A 17,316-nucleotide genomic window follows, 5' to 3' on the forward strand; every position below is an offset into this window, starting at 1 on the left:
CACGCTCCCCGAGCGCTGAGTCAACCAGGGGGCCCGGCGCCCGGTCTCTCCGAAAAAGCGGTGCGGGCAGCGATGCGTACGATGGCGGAGACCGCGGCAGGCGACCCGTTTTCCAGTGTCCACGCCAGCGGCAGATGGGGAGCCTGCCGCTGGCTCTCGTACACGGCGCGCACGACGCTGCTCTCCATACGGTCGAGCATGCCGGCCATCGTCTTCCGTCTTGCAGCTTCCTTGACGATCCCCGACATGTGTTGCAGCAGGCGGCGCGACATCTCATTGTGTGAGCCGTCCGCGGGTGCGAGGAGAGCGGTGACACGTCGTTGGACGTGGACAGCCTCCTCGTCCTCTACGGGAATTGCCGGGATCTCCCGCACCTGGAACCCGCACACTTTGGCATCCGAGCGGCGCGGGCCACGGCCTTGGCGGGGCTCCAACGGCCGAGTGCAGTGCTCGCGTTGGCTGGGACCGGTCGCGTCATGGCGCCAGTAGAGCCACAAACGGCAGCGCGGGCAGCGGTCCGCCAAGTACACCAGGTGATCCGCGCACAGAAAGGTCCATTTCAACCGCCAGCTGAGCAACCACCGGCCACCGGAGGCCTGGAGGCAAAACGTCGCTGGCCCCGGCAGCCCCAGTTCCCGCAGTGCGGCCACACGCGGCAGCCTCATGGTCACCGCAACCGTGTCGACCCAACTGAGGAACGACTCCCCGGCGAACGGAGTCGGAACGACGCCAAGCCGCCGGTCGTGCTCTTGCTCAATCACGGGATACCAGGTCTCCGCTTGTTCCGCCGATCGTGTTCTCCGCTATGGGAGGCGCGGGGTTTCCATCCCGCCGTGGCAGCCATGTCATGCGAAAGTCCAGGTGACTGGCGTAGGGCAGCAGCAGGCACCGTAAGGCATACCTCAGAGCCTTCCCCTCATTGGTTCGCAGATCGGTGTCCGCACAGGCGTCCATGATCAGCCGCTGAGCCTCAATCCGCCGCCATCGCAGTTCATCACCTGCCGCTTCGATTTGCTGTTCTTCTTCGCGGAGCCGCGCATCGAGAAATCGAATCCGCGGATCGGTGCACGTGATCGGCCCGGAACGTTCCTGAGAATGTGCCCGGACGGTGGCCTGATCCGCGTGCCGCAGACAGTGGGTGCCCATGCCGGATGCGTCGTTCAACACCGCACCGTGCCCCGCCGGAACCCAGGCCTCGCAGCCATCGTGGCCACAGTGGCCGCCGAAGCGATTCGCAAGCAGCTGGAACTCGATATGAGCCAACAGAAGTTGCGGCCGGGGTGGACCCCAGTTCGACCGCGCCTTCAACTGCTCCGTTACCCCAGTCTCTCCACCGTCTGCCGAGCCGACCCCGGCCTCGGTCGCAATCTTCACGGTGGCAGCCACGACCAGTGACCAGTACTGCCCACGGAGGCCGCCAGCGAGGTAGGTGTCCCATGCCTGGTGGACCACCTCGTCGGTGCGTGGCAGGCTCACCGGCAGCACCGCAGCCCAGGCATCCTGCATCGAGCGGTACAACGCTCCGAAAAGCTCGTGAACTTGTTCCTGCGGAAGGTCTTCCGAACCCTCCAGAAGGCGGTCGATCCGCTGCTGGCAGTCGAGAAGCCGGAGGTCATGGACCGGCTTGGCAGACATTCGGCGGATGTCACGACCGCACGGCCTACTCGGCTTGTAGCGTCCCCAACCCGGAGCGGGGCCGGGACAGATCCAGGACTTCGGAGTCCCAGGCCGCGGGGGATGAAGTCCGGCATCACATCCCCGGCACTCCGAGATCAGGTAACACCGATGCTCCACGCATGCGAAGGACCAAGCCAGCCGCCATTTCAGGAGCCATCGGGCGCCGTTCTCCCTCAGGCATACCGGACACGCGTTGGAACGCTGGCGCAGCACCATCCGCTGCCAATATCTCCAGCCAGCCAGTGCGTCCTGCCCTTCCGCGTCAGGTGGCGGCAGCGGATCCAGGACCCCTCCTGCGTAGCGAGCAAGCGTCATGCCCCGCACCTGCTCCTCCGTCAGCCCAGTGGTAAGCTAAACCGACCGGACAACGGCGTCGCTGACGTGGTAGCCGAAAGCGTCCGACACCGAAGGGCCATTGGCCATGCCCGTCATCCGCAGTGCCATGGGCCGGGAAACCTGGTTGAGGCGCGCGAGCGCGTCCACCCAGCTCAGCAGCGACTCACCGGAGTATGGCTCGGGCACCAGTGCAAGCCTGCGCAAGGGGCTTCGAACGTTCATGATCTCCTTCCCGCGTTTCCCCCAGCGTGCACAGCCACTCCGGAAAAGCGGGGACTCCAACCGTTTGAGGCGAGTCGCCCATGGCAATGGTCTTCTGCTGTTCGAGGTTCTGCCGGCAGGTCCCGAAAAAGCGACGGCCTTCTTCGCGCGGGAGAGCGACCGGTGAGTGAGCTCTACCGGTTCATCGCGGCGGAGAAGGCCACCTATCCGGTCACGTTGCTGTGCCGCATCCTCGGCGTGCCCCGCCCCACCTATTACGCCTGGGCCCAGGGGCAGGACGCCCGGGGCGCGCGCCTGCGGGCCGATGAGGCTCTCGTTCACGAGATCACCGTGGTCCATCTCGCCTCGCGGGGCGCCTACGGTGTCCCGCGCGTTCACACCGAGCTGCGGCGGCTGGGTCATGGCGTGAGGTGCGATCCCCCCAAGCCGCTAAGCCCGTCTCGCTCCATTCTGCTCCCGGGCGGCGTCGAACAGGGAGGTCAGAGTGGGACTTCCCGCGAGGCTGCCCAGCAGGGCGTGAAGCGAGTCTCGTTCCGTGGTGCCCAGGTCTGCGAGGATTTCGCCGTCGAGATCGACGAGTGTGCGGTTGAGGTCGGCAAGAACCTTGCGGCCTTCGGCGGTGATGTCCACGGCGTAGCGGCGACGATCCTGTGGATCTCGTGTCCGCTCGGCGTATCCGGTGCGCTCCAGGTCGTCGAGACTCGTCACCATCGTCGCCGGGTCGATGCGCAGGAATGAACCAAGTGCCAGTTGCGGCATGGCGCCGTTGTCCGCAAGAGCTTGCAAGACGCTGTAGTGCCGCACGCGCAGGCCGGTCCCGCCGATACCGTCCTCAGCGATCCTGAACGCCACCTGCCCGAGCTTGACCAGCAGGCAGATGGTGTGTTCGGCCACTGTCCCTGGTACCAGCGGAGCCTCGGACATCGTTTATCCCGCCCATGGTTAGTCATACGTATGGTCCTGTCCATCGTACGAGGAAGCCCGAGGCGGCGGGACCGCTGCAGGCCGACGGGATGCCCCACTGTCCGTCGGCTTACTGCACCGGCGCGTCCTGGGCGATCAGCCGACGATGGCCCGACCGAAGATCTGCCGAGCTATGACCCACTTCTGGATCTCATTGGTCCCCTCGTAGATCTCACCGATTTTGCTGTCCCGGTAGATCGCCTCGACGGGGCCGGGGCTGCCGTCGGCGCCCAGTTCGCGCGCGAAGCCGAGGCCTCCGAAGGCCTGGACGGCGTCGCGTGCCATGTCCACGGACAGCTTGGTGCCGTAGTACTTCGCCATCGCGGCCTCGGGTTCCGGGGACGGGTCACCGGCGTCCAGGCGCAGGGCGGCCTTGGTGTAGAGGGTACGGGCGTTCTCGATCTCGGTGGCCCGTTCGGCGAGCAGGAACTGCCAGTGCTGGTTGGCGGCCACCGGCTTGCCGAAGGCGTGTCGCGTCGACAGGTGGGCCACAGCGTGGTCGAAGGCGGCCTGCGCCATGCCGACCCCGGCAGCCGCGATGCCGATCCGGCCGTAGGTCAGAGTGGACAGCGCATGGCGCAGTCCGTGTCCCTCGGCGCCACCGAGGAGGTCGTCGTCGGTCAGGTGCACATCCGTGAAGCGGATGTCCGCGGTGAGTTGGCCGCGGTTGCCCATCTTGCGGTCGGGAAGGCCGACTTCCACTCCGGGAAGTGCCGTGTCGACGATGAACATGCTCAGCCGGGTGCCGGTGCGGGCGAGAACCACCACGAACCCGGCGACGGGCGAGTTGGAGATCCACCGCTTGTGGCCGTTCAGCACCCAGCCGGCCTCGGTGCGTATCGCCTCGGTCTGAACCGCCTGCGGGGACAGGTCACTTGAGGCGTCCGGCTCGGTGGTGGCGAACGCGCCGACCACTGAGCCCTCCACGACCTTTCGCAGCCATCGCTGCTGCTGCTCCTCGGTGCCCTGCCGCAGGGCGTTGCCCGCCAGGATGCAGTGCACATCGAAGACGGCCGCGACGCTGCTCGAGTAGTAGGCCAGTTCCTCGATGGCCGCGGCGGTGGCGGTCGCCGGGTGGGTCAGACCGTCGCCGCCGACCTCGCCGGGGAAGGGGATCCGGAAGACCCCCGCCGACGCAAGCCCGTCAAACACATGCCGGGGGAAGCCGTCCGTGCGCTCGTCACCACCGGCGATCGCCACGGCGTGCGGAGCCACTTCGCGTTCTGCGATCCGGCGCACGGCAGCGCGAACGGACTGTGTCTCTTTGGGGGCCAGGAGCTCGTGGTAGAGCCGGTCGATCTGGCGTGTGGGAGTCGAAGTCATACGCGGAAGATACCATTAGCATCACGTATCATTAGTCTGGCAATCTATTCTGGAGGTTCAGACATGACACAGACACTGGCCGACAAGACCGTCCTGATGTCGGGAGGCAGCCGCGGCATCGGACTCGCCATCGCCCTGCGCGCGGCCCGCGACGGGGCGAACGTGGTGATGCTCGCCAAGACCGCCGTGCCGCATCCAAAGCTCGAAGGCACGGTCCACACCGCCGTCGACGAGGTTGAGCGCGCGGGCGGCAAGGGGCTGGCCGTAGTCGGCGACGTCCGCGACGAGGACGATGTGCGCACCGCCGTCGACGCGGCGGTCAGCGCCTTCGGTGGCATCGACATCGTGGTCAACAACGCCAGCGCGATCGACCTGTCGTCGTCGGAGCAGCTGGAGATGAAGCGGTACGACCTGATGCAGGACATCAACACGCGTGGCACGTTCCTGCTGAGCAAGGCAGCGATCCCACATCTGCGCAAGGCGGGCAACCCACACATCCTCACGCTCTCCCCGCCGTTGAACCTCGCGCCGCACTGGGTGGGGAAGCATCTCGGATACACGCTGTCGAAGTACGGCATGAGTCTGTGCACCATCGGGCTCGCCGAGGAGCTCGCCGCCGACGGCATCGCCGCCAACTCGCTGTGGCCGCGAACCCTGATCAACACAGCCGCCGTGCGCAACGTGGTCGGCGGCGCCGGACAAGCCCGTAGTCCGCGGATCATGGCTGACGCCGCGTACGCCATCGTCACGCGTGACGCGCGGAAGTGCACCGCCAACCTGTTCATCGACGACGAGGTCCTCTCGGACGAGGGCGTCACCGACCTGTCCGCCTACAGCCCTGCCGGCTTTGAGGGTGATCTCGCGCTCGACATATTCGTCGATCCGGCCTGATCCCGCACCGCTCAGCACATGAACGCGAGGGCGTTGTCAAGGACCTCGTCGGCGAGCTTCGAGCCGAAGGCGGCGCGGGACAGTTGCAGCGACCCCGCCATCATCGCGAAGAGTCCGAGGACCTTGCCACGTACGGGCGCGGGATCCTCGGGTGCCAGATGGCCGACGATCTCGTCCACGATGGCCCGCGCGCCGTCGCTGCCCAGCCGATTGACCGCGCCCGGGCAGCGGCCGACTCCTCGATCAAGGCGACGGAAGCACATCCGACGCCGCACTGGTGCCGGAGCCACCGACACCGTCCCCTCTGGAGCGCCAGCCGACGTACCGCGCCACAGAATCCTCCGCTCATCCCGCAAGGCCATTGCCGTGCGCCCCGCCCCACATCTATTGTCTGTCGAATGTAATATTATTACTCACATTTTATTGGCGATGTCAGAGTCAGAGATGAGGCATGCCGTGAGTGACGTCCCCTTCCAGCCCGCAGTGGAGCAGTCGCGCGCGCTGGCCGCCGGTGAGATCTCGAGCCGGGAACTCGTCGAGCTCTATCTCGAGCGGATCACCATCCACAACACCGCGCTGAACGCGGTGGTGACCCTCGACGCCGAGCGTGCCCGTCGTGAGGCCGGGGAAGCCGACGCCGCCCGGGCGGCCGGGCGAGACCTCGGTCGTCTGCACGGTGTGCCGATCACGGTCAAGGACAGCTTCGAGACAGCCGGGATGCGCACCGTCTGCGGGCGAACAGACCTCAAGGACTACGTGCCCGACCAGGACGCCGAGGCGGTCAAACGGCTGCGTTCGGCCGGTGCCGTGATCATAGGGAAGAGCAACATGCCTCCGGGCAACCAGGACGTCCAGGCCGACAACCCGGTGTTCGGTCCTTCATCGAACCCGTGGGACACGACCCGCACCTCGGGCGGATCCGCCGGGGGCGGCGCCGTCGCCACCGCCGCAGGCCTCACGACGTTCGACTTCGGCTCGGAAATCGGCGGATCGACCAGGATCCCGTCCCACTTCAACGGCCTGTACGGGCACAAGTCGACCTGGCGGTCGATACCCCTCATCGGGCATGTGCCCTACGGCCCGGGCACGGGACGATGGACGGACGCCGACATGGCCTGCGGCGGCGCACAGGTCCGCGACGCCCGTGACCTCGTCCCGATCCTGCGGGCAACGGTCGGGGCAGCCGACTACGACGGCGGTTTCAGCTACACGCTCGCTCCGCCGCGCGCGACGAAGCTCGCCGACTTCCGAGTCGCCGTCTGGGGTGAGGATCCCGCGTGCCCGGTCGACAGCGACATCACGGCAGCCATGGAAGACGCGGTCACAGTGCTGCGGGCAAACGGCGCGAAGGTCACCGTCCAGCCCGCGAACCTCCCCATCGACATCGCGACGAATCACCGGAAGGCCTTCCTGCCTCTGCTCTTCGGCGCGGGCGACCGCACCAGCCTCGCGCCTGCCTCCAGCGCCGCGACACTGGCCCGGATGGTCCAGCACCCGCGCGGTGACGCCAGCCCCGCCCTGCTCGGAACCTTCCAGTCCCACTACCGCTGGCTGCAGGCCCACATGGTGCGCAACGAAATCCGGCAGCGATGGTTCGAATTCTTCCAGGACTTCGACATCGTGCTCATGCCGGTCACCCCGACGGCCGCCCCCGCCCACCACAACAAACTGATCGACTGGTTCGGACGGCCCTTCGAAGTCGACGGTGTACGACGCCCTTACTGGGACCAGGTCAAGTGGAGCGCCATTGCCAACGTCTCCGGGGGGCCGGCGACGACCATCCCGGTGACCAAGGGCAGGAGCGGACTGCCCATCGGTCTCCAGGCCATGGGCCCCAGCGGGGGCGATCTCACCACCATCGAGTTCGCCGCCCTGCTGGGCCGGGAAGTGGACGGCTTCGTGCCGCCTCCGGCATTCGTCTAACCCCCGACCGCTGAACCCTGACCATCCGCCCACGCTGCCTCAAAGCAAGATGCTGCACGTCCGGCAACACGGGGCCCCGCGTCTCCGGCCTTGAACGCCCCGGGGGCAACCGGTCTCTTGGAACGCGCCAGGCAAGGGATTGGCAACCCTTGGTGACTCAAGAGCGCTAAACCGATCCGAGCACGCTTGCGCCCCCGCGCCGTTGCACCGGGTCCAACTCACCATCTCCCCTGTCTGACTGTCTCGCGCGCAGGTCGGCAACGCGGCAGAGCCCCCGATGCATCCCCACACCGCATTTCGAGGGGACGGCACCCTGCTACATGTTGATCATGTGGCCCGCGAGGCCATGGACGGCTTCCTTGACCGCCTCGCCCAGGGTCGGGTGCGCGTGGACGTTGCGGGCGACCTCGTGGACCGTGAGGTCCCACTGCTGGGCCAAGGTCAGCTCGGGGAGCAGTTCGGTGACGTCGGGACCGATGAGATGGGCGCCGAGGAGCTCGCCGTACTTCGCGTCGCTGATCAGCTTCACGAAGCCGGTCGCATCCCCCAGGCCGTGGGCCTTGGCGTTCGCGGTGAACGGGAACTTGGCCACCTGGACGTCGAAGCCCTTCTCCCTCGCCTGCGCCTCGGTGTAGCCGAAGCTGGCGATCTGCGGCTGGCAGAAGGTGGACCGCGGGATCATCACGTAGTCCAGCTCCATGGTCTCCGCGTCCGCGATCGTCTCGGCGGCGACCACGCCCATCGCCTCGGCGGCGTGCGCGAGCATCAGCTTCGCGGTGACGTCGCCGATGGCGTAGATGTGCGGGACGGACGTGCGGCAGTGGCCGTCGACGTCGATCGCGCCGCGTTCGGTGACGCGCACGCCGGTCTTCTCCAGGCCGTAGCCGGTGACGTTCGGCGCGAAGCCGATCGCCTGCAGGACCTTGTCGGCCTCCAGGACCTGCTGGGCGCCGTCCTTGCCGGTGACCGTGACCCGCACCTGCGCGCCGGACTCGTCGATCGACTCGACACGGGTCGAGGTGAGGACGTCGATGCCCAACTTCCGGTACTGCTTGGCCAGTTCGGCGGAGACCTCGGCGTCCTCCAGCGGCGCGATCCGGTCCAGGAACTCGACGACGGTGACCTTCACGCCGTAGTTGTGCAGCACGTAGGCGAACTCGATGCCGATCGCGCCGGCGCCCGCGATCACGATCGACTGCGGCAGGTCCTCGGCGAGGATCTGCTCCTCGAACGTCACCACACGCGACGTGCGACGGGTGCCGGGCAGCAGCTTGGGGCTCGCCCCGGCGGCGATGATGCAGTGATCGAAGCCGATGGTGCGGGTGTCGCCGTCGTAGCCGGCCACCTGGAGCGTGTGCGGGTCGAGGAACGTGCCGCGACCGCTGATCTCCGTGATCTTGTTCTTCTTCATCAGGTAGTGGACGCCCTTGACCCGGCCGTCCGCGACCTTCCGGCTGCGACGGAAGGCCTCGCCGTAGTCGAAGGAGACCTCGCCCTCGACCTTGATACCGAAGGTCTTCGCCTCGCGCGTGAAGATGTGCGCGAGCTCGGCGTTGCGAAGCAGGGCCTTGGTGGGGATGCAGCCCACGTTCAGGCAGACGCCGCCCCAGTACTTCTCCTCGACGACCGCGACGCGCTTGCCCAGTTGGGCGGCCCTGATGGCAGCGACGTATCCGCCTGGGCCCGCGCCGAGTACGACGACATCGAAGCGCTCGCCCTGCTCGTCCATGGAAGGTTCCTTTCCGTTGGGTTGGTCGGCTCCTCGCGAGGGACCGGCCGGCTCCCGATCGAACAACCTGTTCATCAACTCATTAGTGGCAGCTTCAGCCACCGCCTGCCTCAGGGAAAGCGCAGGCAGTCTCCTGTACGTCCATCTCAGCGCCCCGGCGCCATGATCTATGCCCGGGCAGCGGTCAGCGGCGGCGCGCCGAGACCTCGTCGACTTCATGCACTCCGGCCTCGGCTGCACCGAGCCTGAGGGTGTCGAGCCCGAAGGCCGCGACCGGTCCGTGCGCGCCAGGTTCAAGGACCGCATCCGGCGCCGCTGCCTGCACCGCACCCCATGCCAGAAGAGATCCCGTCATCTCGTACGGATCCGGCCCGGTGAGGGTTGTCGTTGCCAGGGGCCGGCCCTGTCCGTCACGGGCGACAGCGATCACCAGGGAACGGCCGTCGAGATCCGGTTCACGGCGGGATCCCGGGAGCCGCTCGGACCATCGCGCCAACGCGGCCCGCACCTTCGCCGACCGCAGCAATGGCGCCTGCAGGGTGGCGGCGATCTGTATCGGCCGGGTCCACCGTCCGAGCCAGCCCAGACCTACCTCGACACTCTCCAACTGGGGGAAAATCGCCGGGAGTCCGAGATGCTCCGTGCCCGGGACGGTCATGGCCGAACGCTTCACACCGGCGTAGCGAAATGTGCGGACCCTCTTGGCGGCACGTTCGTCGATCAGCCGGGAAGGCTGCCCGCGACGTGCAGGACGGTAAGCGAAGCCGTCCTCGGCCGCTGCGGCAACGAGTGTCTGCCGCGTACCTGCCGTGGTCAGGGTGTAGGAGTCGCGCAGAGTGGTGCGGTAGAGCAGTTCGTCCCCGTGTCCCGAGCGGGTGATGAAGTAGCCGATCTCGACATGTCGTGCCCGCTCGCCTGCCGTGTCCAGAGCCAGCGCGCCGGCGAGGTTGCCCGGCACGTAGTCATAGCCGAACGACGGCACGAGGGTCGCTCCCCGGGCGGCGGCCACGGAGTCCAGCTCATCGCGGACACGGCGAGCGAAGGGCCCCTCCCCCGCGGAGTCGAAGTAGTGGGCCCCTGCCCGCGCGGCGGCCGTGACCGGGACCATACCGACGTGGGTGAACGGCCCGACGGTAGAGAGGAGCACGTCGCTGGGCTCCAGGAGGCGCGCGAAGTCGGACGCCGACGTGGCGTCCACCTCGAACACCGGAAGCTCTGCCTCGAAGGTGTCAGCCAGAGCCAGCATCCTGGTTCGGCTGCGCCCGGCCAAGGTCGGCTTCTCGCCTCGTTCGAGCAGTTCCCGGAGCACTCGCTGTCCGGTGTATCCCGTCGCACCCAGCAATACGATCCTGCGCTTCTCCACGGCTCCGCCTGCCTTCCCGGAGGGCATTGTCATGACGACCATCGACCGACCGTGAGTCATTCACTGACTTCGGGTCATTGACTATACGATGGCACACATGAGAGGGCCGAACCGACGCCAGATGTACGCGGAGCAGACCCGGGCGGACCTGGTGGCGACCTCGCGCAAACTGTTCGTCGACAATGGCTTCGCGGGCACGTCGGTCGAGGCCATCACCGGGGCGGCGCTGGTGAGCAAGGGCACCTTCTATCACCACTTCCCGGACAAGAAGGCGATGTTCGCCGAGCTGTACACGGAGCTCATTCAGCAGGTCGGGGCTCTGGGAGACGCGACGTCCGAGGCGGTCCGGACCACGCCGGACGAGCCTGCCATGACCGCGGTGGCCAACCTCACGCACGCCTTCCTGCGCCGGACCATCGACGACCCCCTGCACCGCGAGCTGATGGCTCAGGCACCCGCGGTCTTGGGCGAGCAGTACCGGCACATCAACGAAACCGTTGCCCAACCGCCGATCGAACGGCTCCTGACCGTTTTGGCCGAACGCGGCGACCTGCAACCGGATGTGCCCGTCCCCACCGTCGCCCGGCTGCTCTTGGCAGGCCTGTGCGAGGGCAACCAGATCATCGCCGCCGCGGCGGATCGGGAAGAGGCCCTGGCCAGGACGTTCCGCGCGATCACCCTGCTGATGTCGGGCCTGGCCGCCGACGACATCAGCGCCCCCGGTTGACCTGACCGGGACCCCGTCGACGGCGCCGACGCCGAGCGGCCCTCGTTGACCGGCATGACCCGTCGCTACCGTGCCGCCTCGTCCTCGATGTCGCGGACCAGGTCGATGGCCCGGCCCAAGGTCGCGAGCCGGGCGGCGAGGGTCTCGCCGGCGGGATAGAAGCGAACGGTGTCGACACCGGTGTCGCGCCACACGCGCAGCCGCTCGCGCACCATGTCCTCGGTTCCGATCAGCGTGGTCGCCAGCACCATCTCGTCGGTGACCAGGCCGGTCGCGCCGTCCCGGTCCCCCGCCTGCCAACGTGTCCGGACCTCGGCCGCCACATCGGCCCAACCCTGGCGGCTGTAGGCGTTGTTGTAGAAGTTCGTGGTCGCCGAGCCCATGCCGCCGAGGCTGAAGGCAAGCTCCTTCTTGCGCCCGGCGACCATTGCGAACAGCGCGTCCTCGTCTTCGGCGAAGGCGACCTCGGCGCCCTGGCAGATGTCCAGGTCCGAGCGGCTGCGACCAGCGGCAGCCAGGCCCTGGTCCAGGTGGTCGAAGTACGCCTCCTTGGCGCCCTCGGGTACGAAACTGGTGCCCAGCCAGCCGTCCGCGATCTCACCGGTCAGGTGCAGCATCTTCGGGGAGAGGGTCGCCAGGTAGACCGGGATGTCGTACTCGGCGCGCATCGACAGCCGCATGGGCTTGGCTTCCCCGCCCGGCAGGGGGATCTGGAACTCCCGCCCGGAGTAGGCGACTTTCTCCCCCGACGCGGCCCGCCGCACGATCTCGACGGTCTCTCGCATCCGTGACAGCGGACGGTCGAAGGGCACTCCGTGCAGTCCTTCGATCACCTGCGGCCCGGAGGGTCCCAGTCCGAGAAGGAAGCGCCCGCCAGAAATCCGGGACAGCGTGATCGCGGCGCGGGCGATGGCCATCGGCGTGCGGGTGCCGAGCTGGATGATTCCCGATCCGAGCAGCATGCGCTCGGTCCTCGCAGCGAGATAGCCCAGCGGCGAGGGCGCCTCGGAGCCCCACGCCTCCGCAACCCAGCAGATGTCCAGACCGAGCTTCTCCGCCTCGGTGACGTAGTCGACGATCTCCTGCCAATCGGCGCCGGAGGCTTCGATCGTGGTAGAGGTGCGCATCAGAGAGTCGCCTCGCCAGAGGCCCCGGCGCCCTCAGCCAGCTTCTTGATCCCCTCGACAGTGGCGATCATGTTGGCCTCGAACTCCCGCATGCGCACGAAGACGATCTTCTGCTCCTTCTCCGGCATACGGTCGATGGCGAAGGAGAGACCCGAGCGGGCGGGCCCCATCTGCATCCATTCCCGCAGCAGAGTGCCGCCGTCCTGCGGCTCCAACGAGAACCGCCAGATCGCTGTCGGGTTCAACGGGTCCTCCACCGCCCAGGCGAGCCTCCTCGACGGCTCACACTCGACGATGTGGGACGTGGTGGCCCACTCCCCCAAGGACTCATGACTGCTCCGGCCGATGAACCGGGCCCCCAGGGCAGGTCCGCCTCCGCCGTCCAGCCACTCGACCGATTGCAGCTCGGGACTCAGGCGCGGCATCAGCTCAATGTCGGACACCAGCGTCCACACCTCTGTCGGTGGGGCGGCGATCCAGGTGTGGACCTCGACCGTCGGCTTGTCCGCGTAGTGCGCGCCCGTCCACTCCATGATCCCGCAGCCTCTCGCTAATGACACCCACGTGAGCTTGTGACCTGTAAAGTTGCGTAGATAGACTTACCTGTCAAGGGTGAGTGCGGATCTGCGGAACCACTGAGTCAGCCCGCGAATCGCTCCTTCACATCCGGCCGCTCGGCCAGGTGCGGCGGATAGCCAGGGCCCATCCGAGTGCGGGTGTTGTCCGCGGTCATCGGCTCACCACAGGCGGCGCACACCACCTCGGCATGGGTGTCCTCCCCGCACACCTCGTGATGCATGGCGACCGGCGGGCCCGCTTCACCAGCCAGCCAACGGTCCCCCCAGCGATTCATCACCAGCAGCACGCCGTAGAAGTCGCGCCCCTTCTCGGTGAGCACGTAGTCGTAGCGAACCGGCTCCGCCTGGTACGGCCGCTTCTCCAGCAGCCCCTCCTCCACCAGCCGGCGCAGCCGGTCCGTGAGCGTGTTGCGTGCGATCCCCAACGACTCCTGGAACGCGTCGAACCGCCGGATCCCGTAGAACGCCTCGCGCAGCACCAAGGGCGTCCACCAGTCCCCGAGCAGGTCCATGGTCCGCGCGATCGAGCAGGGCCACTGAGCAAAGGATGTCCGCCTCATGACAGCCAGCATAGGTTCGTCCAGTCATGAGACCCAGCAGGTACAGCAAGTACGGAACCTGCGCGCGATGCCTTGTGTTCCGTAAATAACGAAGTTATGTTGCCGCCATGAAACGTGACTTGCTGGGCAGAAAGCTGGTTGTCACCGGAGCGGCACGTGGGATCGGCGAGAAGGTGGCCCGCCTGGCCGCCGCCCGAGGGGCTCGTGTGGCCCTGATCGGCCTGGAGTCCGATCGACTGCGCGACCTCGCCGATGATCTGGGCCCCGCCGCCTCATGGCGTGAGGCCGATGTGCGTGACGGTGCCGCCCTCCGGTCAGCGATCGATGGGGCCGCGGAGGTCATGGGCGGCGTCGACCTCGTCCTCGCCAATGCCGGCGTCGTGGCATACGGAACGGTGCGGCAGACAGATGATGCGTCGTTCGAACGGGTCCTGGACGTCAATGTGAACGGCGTGTTCCGCACCCTCAAGTACGCGACGCCCCATCTGGAGCGCAGCCGGGGCCATGTACTGGTCGTGGCGTCCGCGCTCTCCTTCATGCCGCTGGCCGCGATGGCCTCGTACGGCACGAGCAAGGCCGCGGTCGAGTTGCTCGCCCTGACCTACCGCCAGGAGGTGGCACACCTCGGGGTCACGGTCGGCCTCGTGCACCCCTCCTGGATCGACACGGACCTCGTCCGGGGGGCCGAGGCAGACCTCCCCTCGTTCCAGGGGCTGCGCCGACGGCTGCCCTATCCGGGCAATGTCACCACCAGCGCCGACCGGGCTGCCGCCGCGATCGTCGACGGGCTCGTGCGCCGACGCAGCCGCGTGTACGTCCCGCGCGCCGTCGCCGTGGCCAACTGGGCCAAGGGGGCACTGAACTCGCCGCTGACCTGGCCCTGGGCTCGGCGTTTCGCGGCCCGCGCGGTTCCGTCCCTGGAACGGGAGGTCGAGGCATTGGGGAGGCATGACCAACTCACGCCGGGCACCAACACCCCCACCGTGGAGACCAGGTCGCCCTAGCGTGGAGCGCAAGGGGCGGCACCCGGCCGCCCCCCTTCTCACAGGCCTTGGACGATGGAGTCGTACAAGCGCGCGCCGGCCTCGTGCGAGGCCTCGGCACGTTCACGCCTGTCACCCAGGCCGACAGAGAAGTTCACACCCATCGGTAGAAGCACCTGCGCCACCGCGTCGTCGAACTCGACGAAGTGCTCGGCCAGTTCAAGGGTGATGTAGCCGTGTACAAAGCTCCACAGCTGAGCGGCTACGGCCTCGGGTCGCTGCTGCCGGCCCCTGCCGGAGCGCACGAACCGTTCGCACGCCGCGGCGACATGGGCGTGGGCTTCTCGAAATCCCGGTGAATGCCCGCTCAGGCGAAGGTCCGAGTCCGACAGCGGCCGGTATGTCGCGCGAGTGGACAGGCCGAACATCAGGTCGTACAGGTGAGGGTTCTCGTGGGCCATTCGACGACACGTCAAGGCCATGGCGAAGAGCTCCGCGATCGGATCCTCAGTCACCGGCACCTGGGCAAAAGCTCTACCGAGTTCCTTGAACCCATGGTCGGCAACGGCGCGCATCAGCTCAGGGATCCCGCCGAAGTGGCTGTAGACCACCATGGTCGACAGTCCGCTCGCGGAAGCCACCGTGCGCGCCTTGATGGCTGACGGCCCCTGCTCGGCCAGCAGACCGATGGCCGCCTGGACAAGTCGCTCCTGCGCGTCTTCGACCCTCGCCCGCCCTGCCATGTCGCGCCTGCTTCCACCGTTGACACATTCAAAATAACTTGGTTATCTAACTCTTCACGGCAATGTTACACATCGTGGGCGACATGTCGTCACGGACACGGCGTACGTCTCTGGACACGTCGTCACGCGCTGCCCAGTCTCATGCCGCCTGCGCGGACACAACCCCCGGGGCGATCCCGACCTCGTCACTGCCACACGCGGCCGCAACTGTCCCCACGCACTTTCCCACCCCTCCATGAACTCAGCACGGGAGCAGACTTCATGCCGTACAAAGACAAGGGCCATCTCAAGATCGAGGACCGGGGAGCCGTCCTGATCGTCCGTGTCGACGGTGGCCCGCACCAGGAGTTCGGCCTCGACATCTCCACCCAACTGGACAAACTGGTGGACCGGGCCGACCGCGATCCGAACATTCGTGCCGTCGTCTTCACCGGGGCGCATCCCGAACGGTTCGTCAGCCATGCCGCGGTCCGATGGCTTCAAGAAGAGGGCGCAGCCAGCCCTACCGTCGGCCGCCGTGGGGCCGCCGCCGTCGTGCGCATGGCAAAGCACGTGGACCGATCTCGTCTCCTGGGCACCTTGATGCGCAAGACTCCGATGCGAGGTGCCCTCCAACTGGAGCACCTGCACACGACCTTCCTCCGGATGAACCGCAGCGGTGTCCTCTTCGTCGCCGCCCTCAACGGTTCGGCTCTCGGCCTCGGCGCGGAGTTCGCCTGGGCATGCGATCTGCGGGTCATGGCCGACGGGGACTTCTTCATCGGCCAGCCGGAAATCCTCCTCGGCATCATCCCGGGCGGAGGCGGCACCCAACGGCTGACCCGCCTGATCGGCACCCACCGTTCCTTGGCCGCGATCCTCGAAGGCAGGCCCTTCACGCCTGCGGAGGCTCTCGCCAACGGGGCGGTCGACCAGGTCGTTCCGCAGGACAAGGTGGTCGCACAGGCCATCGAACTCGCAGAACGCTTCGGCAAGCGGCCGAAGGGGTCGGTCGAGGCCGCCAAGCGGTCGGTGTACTTCGGCGGCTCGATGTCGCTGGAGGACGGTCTGCACGTCGAACGCGCCGAGTTCTTCGCCAGAGTCATGTCCAAGGAGGGGCAGGAACTGATGCTCGACTACCAGGACACGACAGAGGCCACCGGCGAGCTCCCGCTCTACAGCCCGGACACGTACGCGCAGGCGCTCGCCTCGGGCAGCGTGCCCGGGCGCCGCCCGGCGAATGGACGGTGACCGACATGACCGCTCCGCAGCCCTTCATCCGGCACAACGTCACCTTCCCCTCCGGCGACAGTACCTGCGCCGGCTGGCTCTACCTGCCCACAGGTGTCGTCTCCCCGCCCGTCGTCGTACTCGGGCACGGCCTGGGCGCCACCCGCGAGATGCGCCTGGACGCCTTCGCCGAGCGTTTCGCGCAGGCCGGCATCGCCTCCCTGGCCTTCACGTACCGACACTTCGGGGACAGCGGCGGCCACCCTCGCCAGCTCCTGTCGATCAGGCGTCAGCTGACCGACTGGGACTCCGCCCTCGCCTACGTCAGGACACGCCACGATGTCGACCGCGCACGCGTCGCGGTGTGGGGCAGTTCCTTCGGCGGCGGCCACGCCATCACCGTCGCCTCCCGGCATCCGGAACTGCGCGCGGCCGTGGCCCAGTGCCCGTTCACCGACGGTCTCGCCTCCGCGCTCGCGCTCGGCCCGCTCGCCTCACTCAGAATGACTCCGGTGCTCGCCCGGGACCTGACGGCCAGAGTGCGCGGCAAGGCGCCCGCGATGGTGCCGATCGCCGCCGCCCCCGGTTCACCGGCCCTCATGAACGCTCCGGACGCCCTCCCCGGATACCAGGCGCTGCAGCCACCCGGGAAGACGTTCCGCAACGAGGTCGCGGCACGCGTGATCCCGACCATCGCCGGCTACCGGCCCGGGCGGGCCGCGAAGAAGGTCGCCATGCCGATCCTCTTCTGCGTCAGCAACACCGACTCGGTCACACCTCCCGCCCAGACCCTGCGATACGCGCGCACCGCGCCCCAGGGAGAGATCAAGCGGTACGACGCCGGTCACTTCGACTTCTACACCGGCGAGACGTTCGAGGAACTGGTTCGCGACCAGATCCAGTTTCTCTCCCGCCAGCTGGACCCGGCACCCGCCGTGTCGACGACTTGACCGGATCGCATC

Annotated in this window: 18 protein-coding genes and 1 pseudogene; 6 read left to right on the forward strand and 13 right to left on the reverse strand. The window is 67.5% G+C overall.

The features are described 5' to 3' along the window. Positions 1 to 20: 20 nt before the first annotated feature. The 6 genes and pseudogenes from G3I71_RS36025 to G3I71_RS36045 form a co-directional block, all read right to left on the reverse strand. The gene (locus G3I71_RS36025; RefSeq protein ID WP_164321539.1) at positions 21 to 761 is read right to left on the reverse strand and encodes a hypothetical protein; all 741 of its coding nucleotides are present in this window, start codon (positions 759 to 761) and stop codon (positions 21 to 23) included. Continuing rightward, positions 754 to 1,635: a hypothetical protein gene (locus tag G3I71_RS36030; protein WP_239149542.1), complete on the reverse strand. Its 882-nt coding sequence runs from the start codon at positions 1,633 to 1,635 to the stop codon at positions 754 to 756. Before G3I71_RS36030 ends, G3I71_RS36025 begins: the two co-directional genes overlap by 8 nt. Before the next feature lie 150 nt (positions 1,636 to 1,785). Continuing rightward, a pseudogene (locus tag G3I71_RS52995) lies at positions 1,786 to 2,016 on the reverse strand (TniQ family protein); the annotation flags it as partial. 12 nt (positions 2,017 to 2,028) lie between these two features. Next, positions 2,029 to 2,199, reverse strand: coding sequence for a hypothetical protein (locus G3I71_RS36035; protein ID WP_164321543.1), 171 nt, complete (start codon positions 2,197 to 2,199; stop codon positions 2,029 to 2,031). Positions 2,200 to 2,664: 465 nt separating this feature from the next. Next, a complete protein-coding gene (locus G3I71_RS36040; protein WP_164321545.1) occupies positions 2,665 to 3,129 on the reverse strand; it encodes a MarR family transcriptional regulator in 465 nt (154 codons plus the stop codon). A 165-nt stretch (positions 3,130 to 3,294) separates the two neighbouring features. Then, positions 3,295 to 4,521 carry an acyl-CoA dehydrogenase family protein gene (locus G3I71_RS36045; RefSeq protein ID WP_164321546.1) on the reverse strand — a complete coding sequence of 409 codons (1,227 nt, stop codon included), beginning with the start codon at positions 4,519 to 4,521 and terminating at the stop codon, positions 3,295 to 3,297. 63 nt (positions 4,522 to 4,584) lie between these two features. Between G3I71_RS36045 and G3I71_RS36050 the strand changes: the two genes are divergently transcribed. Further along, positions 4,585 to 5,412, forward strand: coding sequence for an NAD(P)-dependent oxidoreductase (locus G3I71_RS36050; protein WP_164321548.1), 828 nt, complete (start codon positions 4,585 to 4,587; stop codon positions 5,410 to 5,412). A gap of 11 nt (positions 5,413 to 5,423) precedes the next feature. On the opposite strand, the gene G3I71_RS36055 is transcribed toward G3I71_RS36050, so the two are convergent. Further along, on the reverse strand, positions 5,424 to 5,702 hold the full coding sequence (locus G3I71_RS36055; RefSeq protein WP_164321550.1) for a hypothetical protein: 279 nt from the start codon (positions 5,700 to 5,702) through the stop codon (positions 5,424 to 5,426). A gap of 166 nt (positions 5,703 to 5,868) precedes the next feature. Between G3I71_RS36055 and G3I71_RS36060 the strand changes: the two genes are divergently transcribed. After that, on the forward strand, positions 5,869 to 7,335 hold the full coding sequence (locus tag G3I71_RS36060) for an amidase (protein WP_203732282.1): 1,467 nt from the start codon (positions 5,869 to 5,871) through the stop codon (positions 7,333 to 7,335). Between the two features lie 316 nt (positions 7,336 to 7,651). Here the strand turns inward: G3I71_RS36060 and lpdA are convergent, their stop codons facing one another. Together lpdA and G3I71_RS36070 are read right to left on the reverse strand one after the other, a co-directional pair. Next, positions 7,652 to 9,064 carry a dihydrolipoyl dehydrogenase gene (lpdA, locus tag G3I71_RS36065; RefSeq protein ID WP_164321552.1) on the reverse strand — a complete coding sequence of 471 codons (1,413 nt, stop codon included), beginning with the start codon at positions 9,062 to 9,064 and terminating at the stop codon, positions 7,652 to 7,654. A gap of 184 nt (positions 9,065 to 9,248) precedes the next feature. Next, entirely contained in the window at positions 9,249 to 10,469 is a 1,221-nt protein-coding gene (locus G3I71_RS36070) for a saccharopine dehydrogenase NADP-binding domain-containing protein (RefSeq protein WP_203732284.1), read from the reverse strand. A 55-nt stretch (positions 10,470 to 10,524) separates the two neighbouring features. Here G3I71_RS36070 and G3I71_RS36075 point away from each other — a divergent pair, with 55 nt between their 5' ends. Next, on the forward strand, positions 10,525 to 11,154 hold the full coding sequence (locus G3I71_RS36075; RefSeq protein WP_164321554.1) for a TetR/AcrR family transcriptional regulator: 630 nt from the start codon (positions 10,525 to 10,527) through the stop codon (positions 11,152 to 11,154). A gap of 65 nt (positions 11,155 to 11,219) precedes the next feature. On the opposite strand, the gene G3I71_RS36080 is transcribed toward G3I71_RS36075, so the two are convergent. The 3 genes from G3I71_RS36080 to G3I71_RS36090 form a co-directional block, all read right to left on the reverse strand. Further along, positions 11,220 to 12,281 (reverse strand): LLM class flavin-dependent oxidoreductase, encoded by a 1,062-nt coding sequence (locus tag G3I71_RS36080; RefSeq protein WP_164321556.1) that lies wholly within the window; start codon positions 12,279 to 12,281, stop codon positions 11,220 to 11,222. Continuing rightward, the gene (locus tag G3I71_RS36085) at positions 12,281 to 12,814 is read right to left on the reverse strand and encodes an SRPBCC family protein (protein WP_164321658.1); all 534 of its coding nucleotides are present in this window, start codon (positions 12,812 to 12,814) and stop codon (positions 12,281 to 12,283) included. Before G3I71_RS36085 ends, G3I71_RS36080 begins: the two co-directional genes overlap by 1 nt. Positions 12,815 to 12,921: 107 nt before the next feature. Continuing rightward, entirely contained in the window at positions 12,922 to 13,419 is a 498-nt protein-coding gene (locus tag G3I71_RS36090; RefSeq protein ID WP_164321558.1) for a helix-turn-helix domain-containing protein, read from the reverse strand. 107 nt (positions 13,420 to 13,526) lie between these two features. Here G3I71_RS36090 and G3I71_RS36095 point away from each other — a divergent pair, with 107 nt between their 5' ends. Continuing rightward, a complete protein-coding gene (locus G3I71_RS36095; protein WP_164321560.1) occupies positions 13,527 to 14,423 on the forward strand; it encodes a short-chain dehydrogenase/reductase in 897 nt (298 codons plus the stop codon). 38 nt (positions 14,424 to 14,461) lie between these two features. Here G3I71_RS36095 and G3I71_RS36100 read toward each other — a convergent pair whose 3' ends face one another. Then, on the reverse strand, positions 14,462 to 15,145 hold the full coding sequence (locus G3I71_RS36100) for a TetR/AcrR family transcriptional regulator (RefSeq protein WP_164321562.1): 684 nt from the start codon (positions 15,143 to 15,145) through the stop codon (positions 14,462 to 14,464). Positions 15,146 to 15,406: 261 nt separating this feature from the next. Between G3I71_RS36100 and G3I71_RS36105 the strand changes: the two genes are divergently transcribed. Further along, entirely contained in the window at positions 15,407 to 16,375 is a 969-nt protein-coding gene (locus G3I71_RS36105; RefSeq protein ID WP_164321564.1) for an enoyl-CoA hydratase/isomerase family protein, read from the forward strand. Positions 16,376 to 16,380: 5 nt separating this feature from the next. Further along, positions 16,381 to 17,304 (forward strand): alpha/beta hydrolase, encoded by a 924-nt coding sequence (locus tag G3I71_RS36110; protein WP_164321566.1) that lies wholly within the window; start codon positions 16,381 to 16,383, stop codon positions 17,302 to 17,304. The last annotated feature ends 12 nt before the right edge of the window (positions 17,305 to 17,316 follow it).

This window comes from Streptomyces sp. SID12501, from assembly GCF_010550245.1.
Taxonomy (GTDB): Bacteria; Actinomycetota; Actinomycetes; order Streptomycetales; family Streptomycetaceae; genus Streptomyces.

Bases quoted from the DNA above. Each gene is read 5' to 3' on its own strand.
- G3I71_RS36030 (WP_239149542.1), bottom strand. From the start codon at position 1,635: ATGTCTGCCAAGCCGGTCCATGACCTCCGGCTTCTCGACTGCCAGCAG.
- G3I71_RS36045 (WP_164321546.1), bottom strand. From the start codon at position 4,521: ATGACTTCGACTCCCACACGCCAGATCGACCGGCTCTACCACGAGCTC.
- G3I71_RS36050 (WP_164321548.1), top strand. From the start codon at position 4,585: ATGACACAGACACTGGCCGACAAGACCGTCCTGATGTCGGGAGGCAGC.
- lpdA (WP_164321552.1), bottom strand. From the start codon at position 9,064: ATGGACGAGCAGGGCGAGCGCTTCGATGTCGTCGTACTCGGCGCGGGC.
- G3I71_RS36070 (WP_203732284.1), bottom strand. From the start codon at position 10,469: ATGGTCGTCATGACAATGCCCTCCGGGAAGGCAGGCGGAGCCGTGGAG.
- G3I71_RS36075 (WP_164321554.1), top strand. From the start codon at position 10,525: ATGAGAGGGCCGAACCGACGCCAGATGTACGCGGAGCAGACCCGGGCG.
- G3I71_RS36080 (WP_164321556.1), bottom strand. From the start codon at position 12,281: ATGCGCACCTCTACCACGATCGAAGCCTCCGGCGCCGATTGGCAGGAG.
- G3I71_RS36085 (WP_164321658.1), bottom strand. From the start codon at position 12,814: ATGGAGTGGACGGGCGCGCACTACGCGGACAAGCCGACGGTCGAGGTC.
- G3I71_RS36090 (WP_164321558.1), bottom strand. From the start codon at position 13,419: ATGAGGCGGACATCCTTTGCTCAGTGGCCCTGCTCGATCGCGCGGACC.
- G3I71_RS36095 (WP_164321560.1), top strand. From the start codon at position 13,527: ATGAAACGTGACTTGCTGGGCAGAAAGCTGGTTGTCACCGGAGCGGCA.
- G3I71_RS36100 (WP_164321562.1), bottom strand. From the start codon at position 15,145: ATGGCAGGGCGGGCGAGGGTCGAAGACGCGCAGGAGCGACTTGTCCAG.
- G3I71_RS36105 (WP_164321564.1), top strand. From the start codon at position 15,407: ATGCCGTACAAAGACAAGGGCCATCTCAAGATCGAGGACCGGGGAGCC.
- G3I71_RS36110 (WP_164321566.1), top strand. From the start codon at position 16,381: ATGACCGCTCCGCAGCCCTTCATCCGGCACAACGTCACCTTCCCCTCC.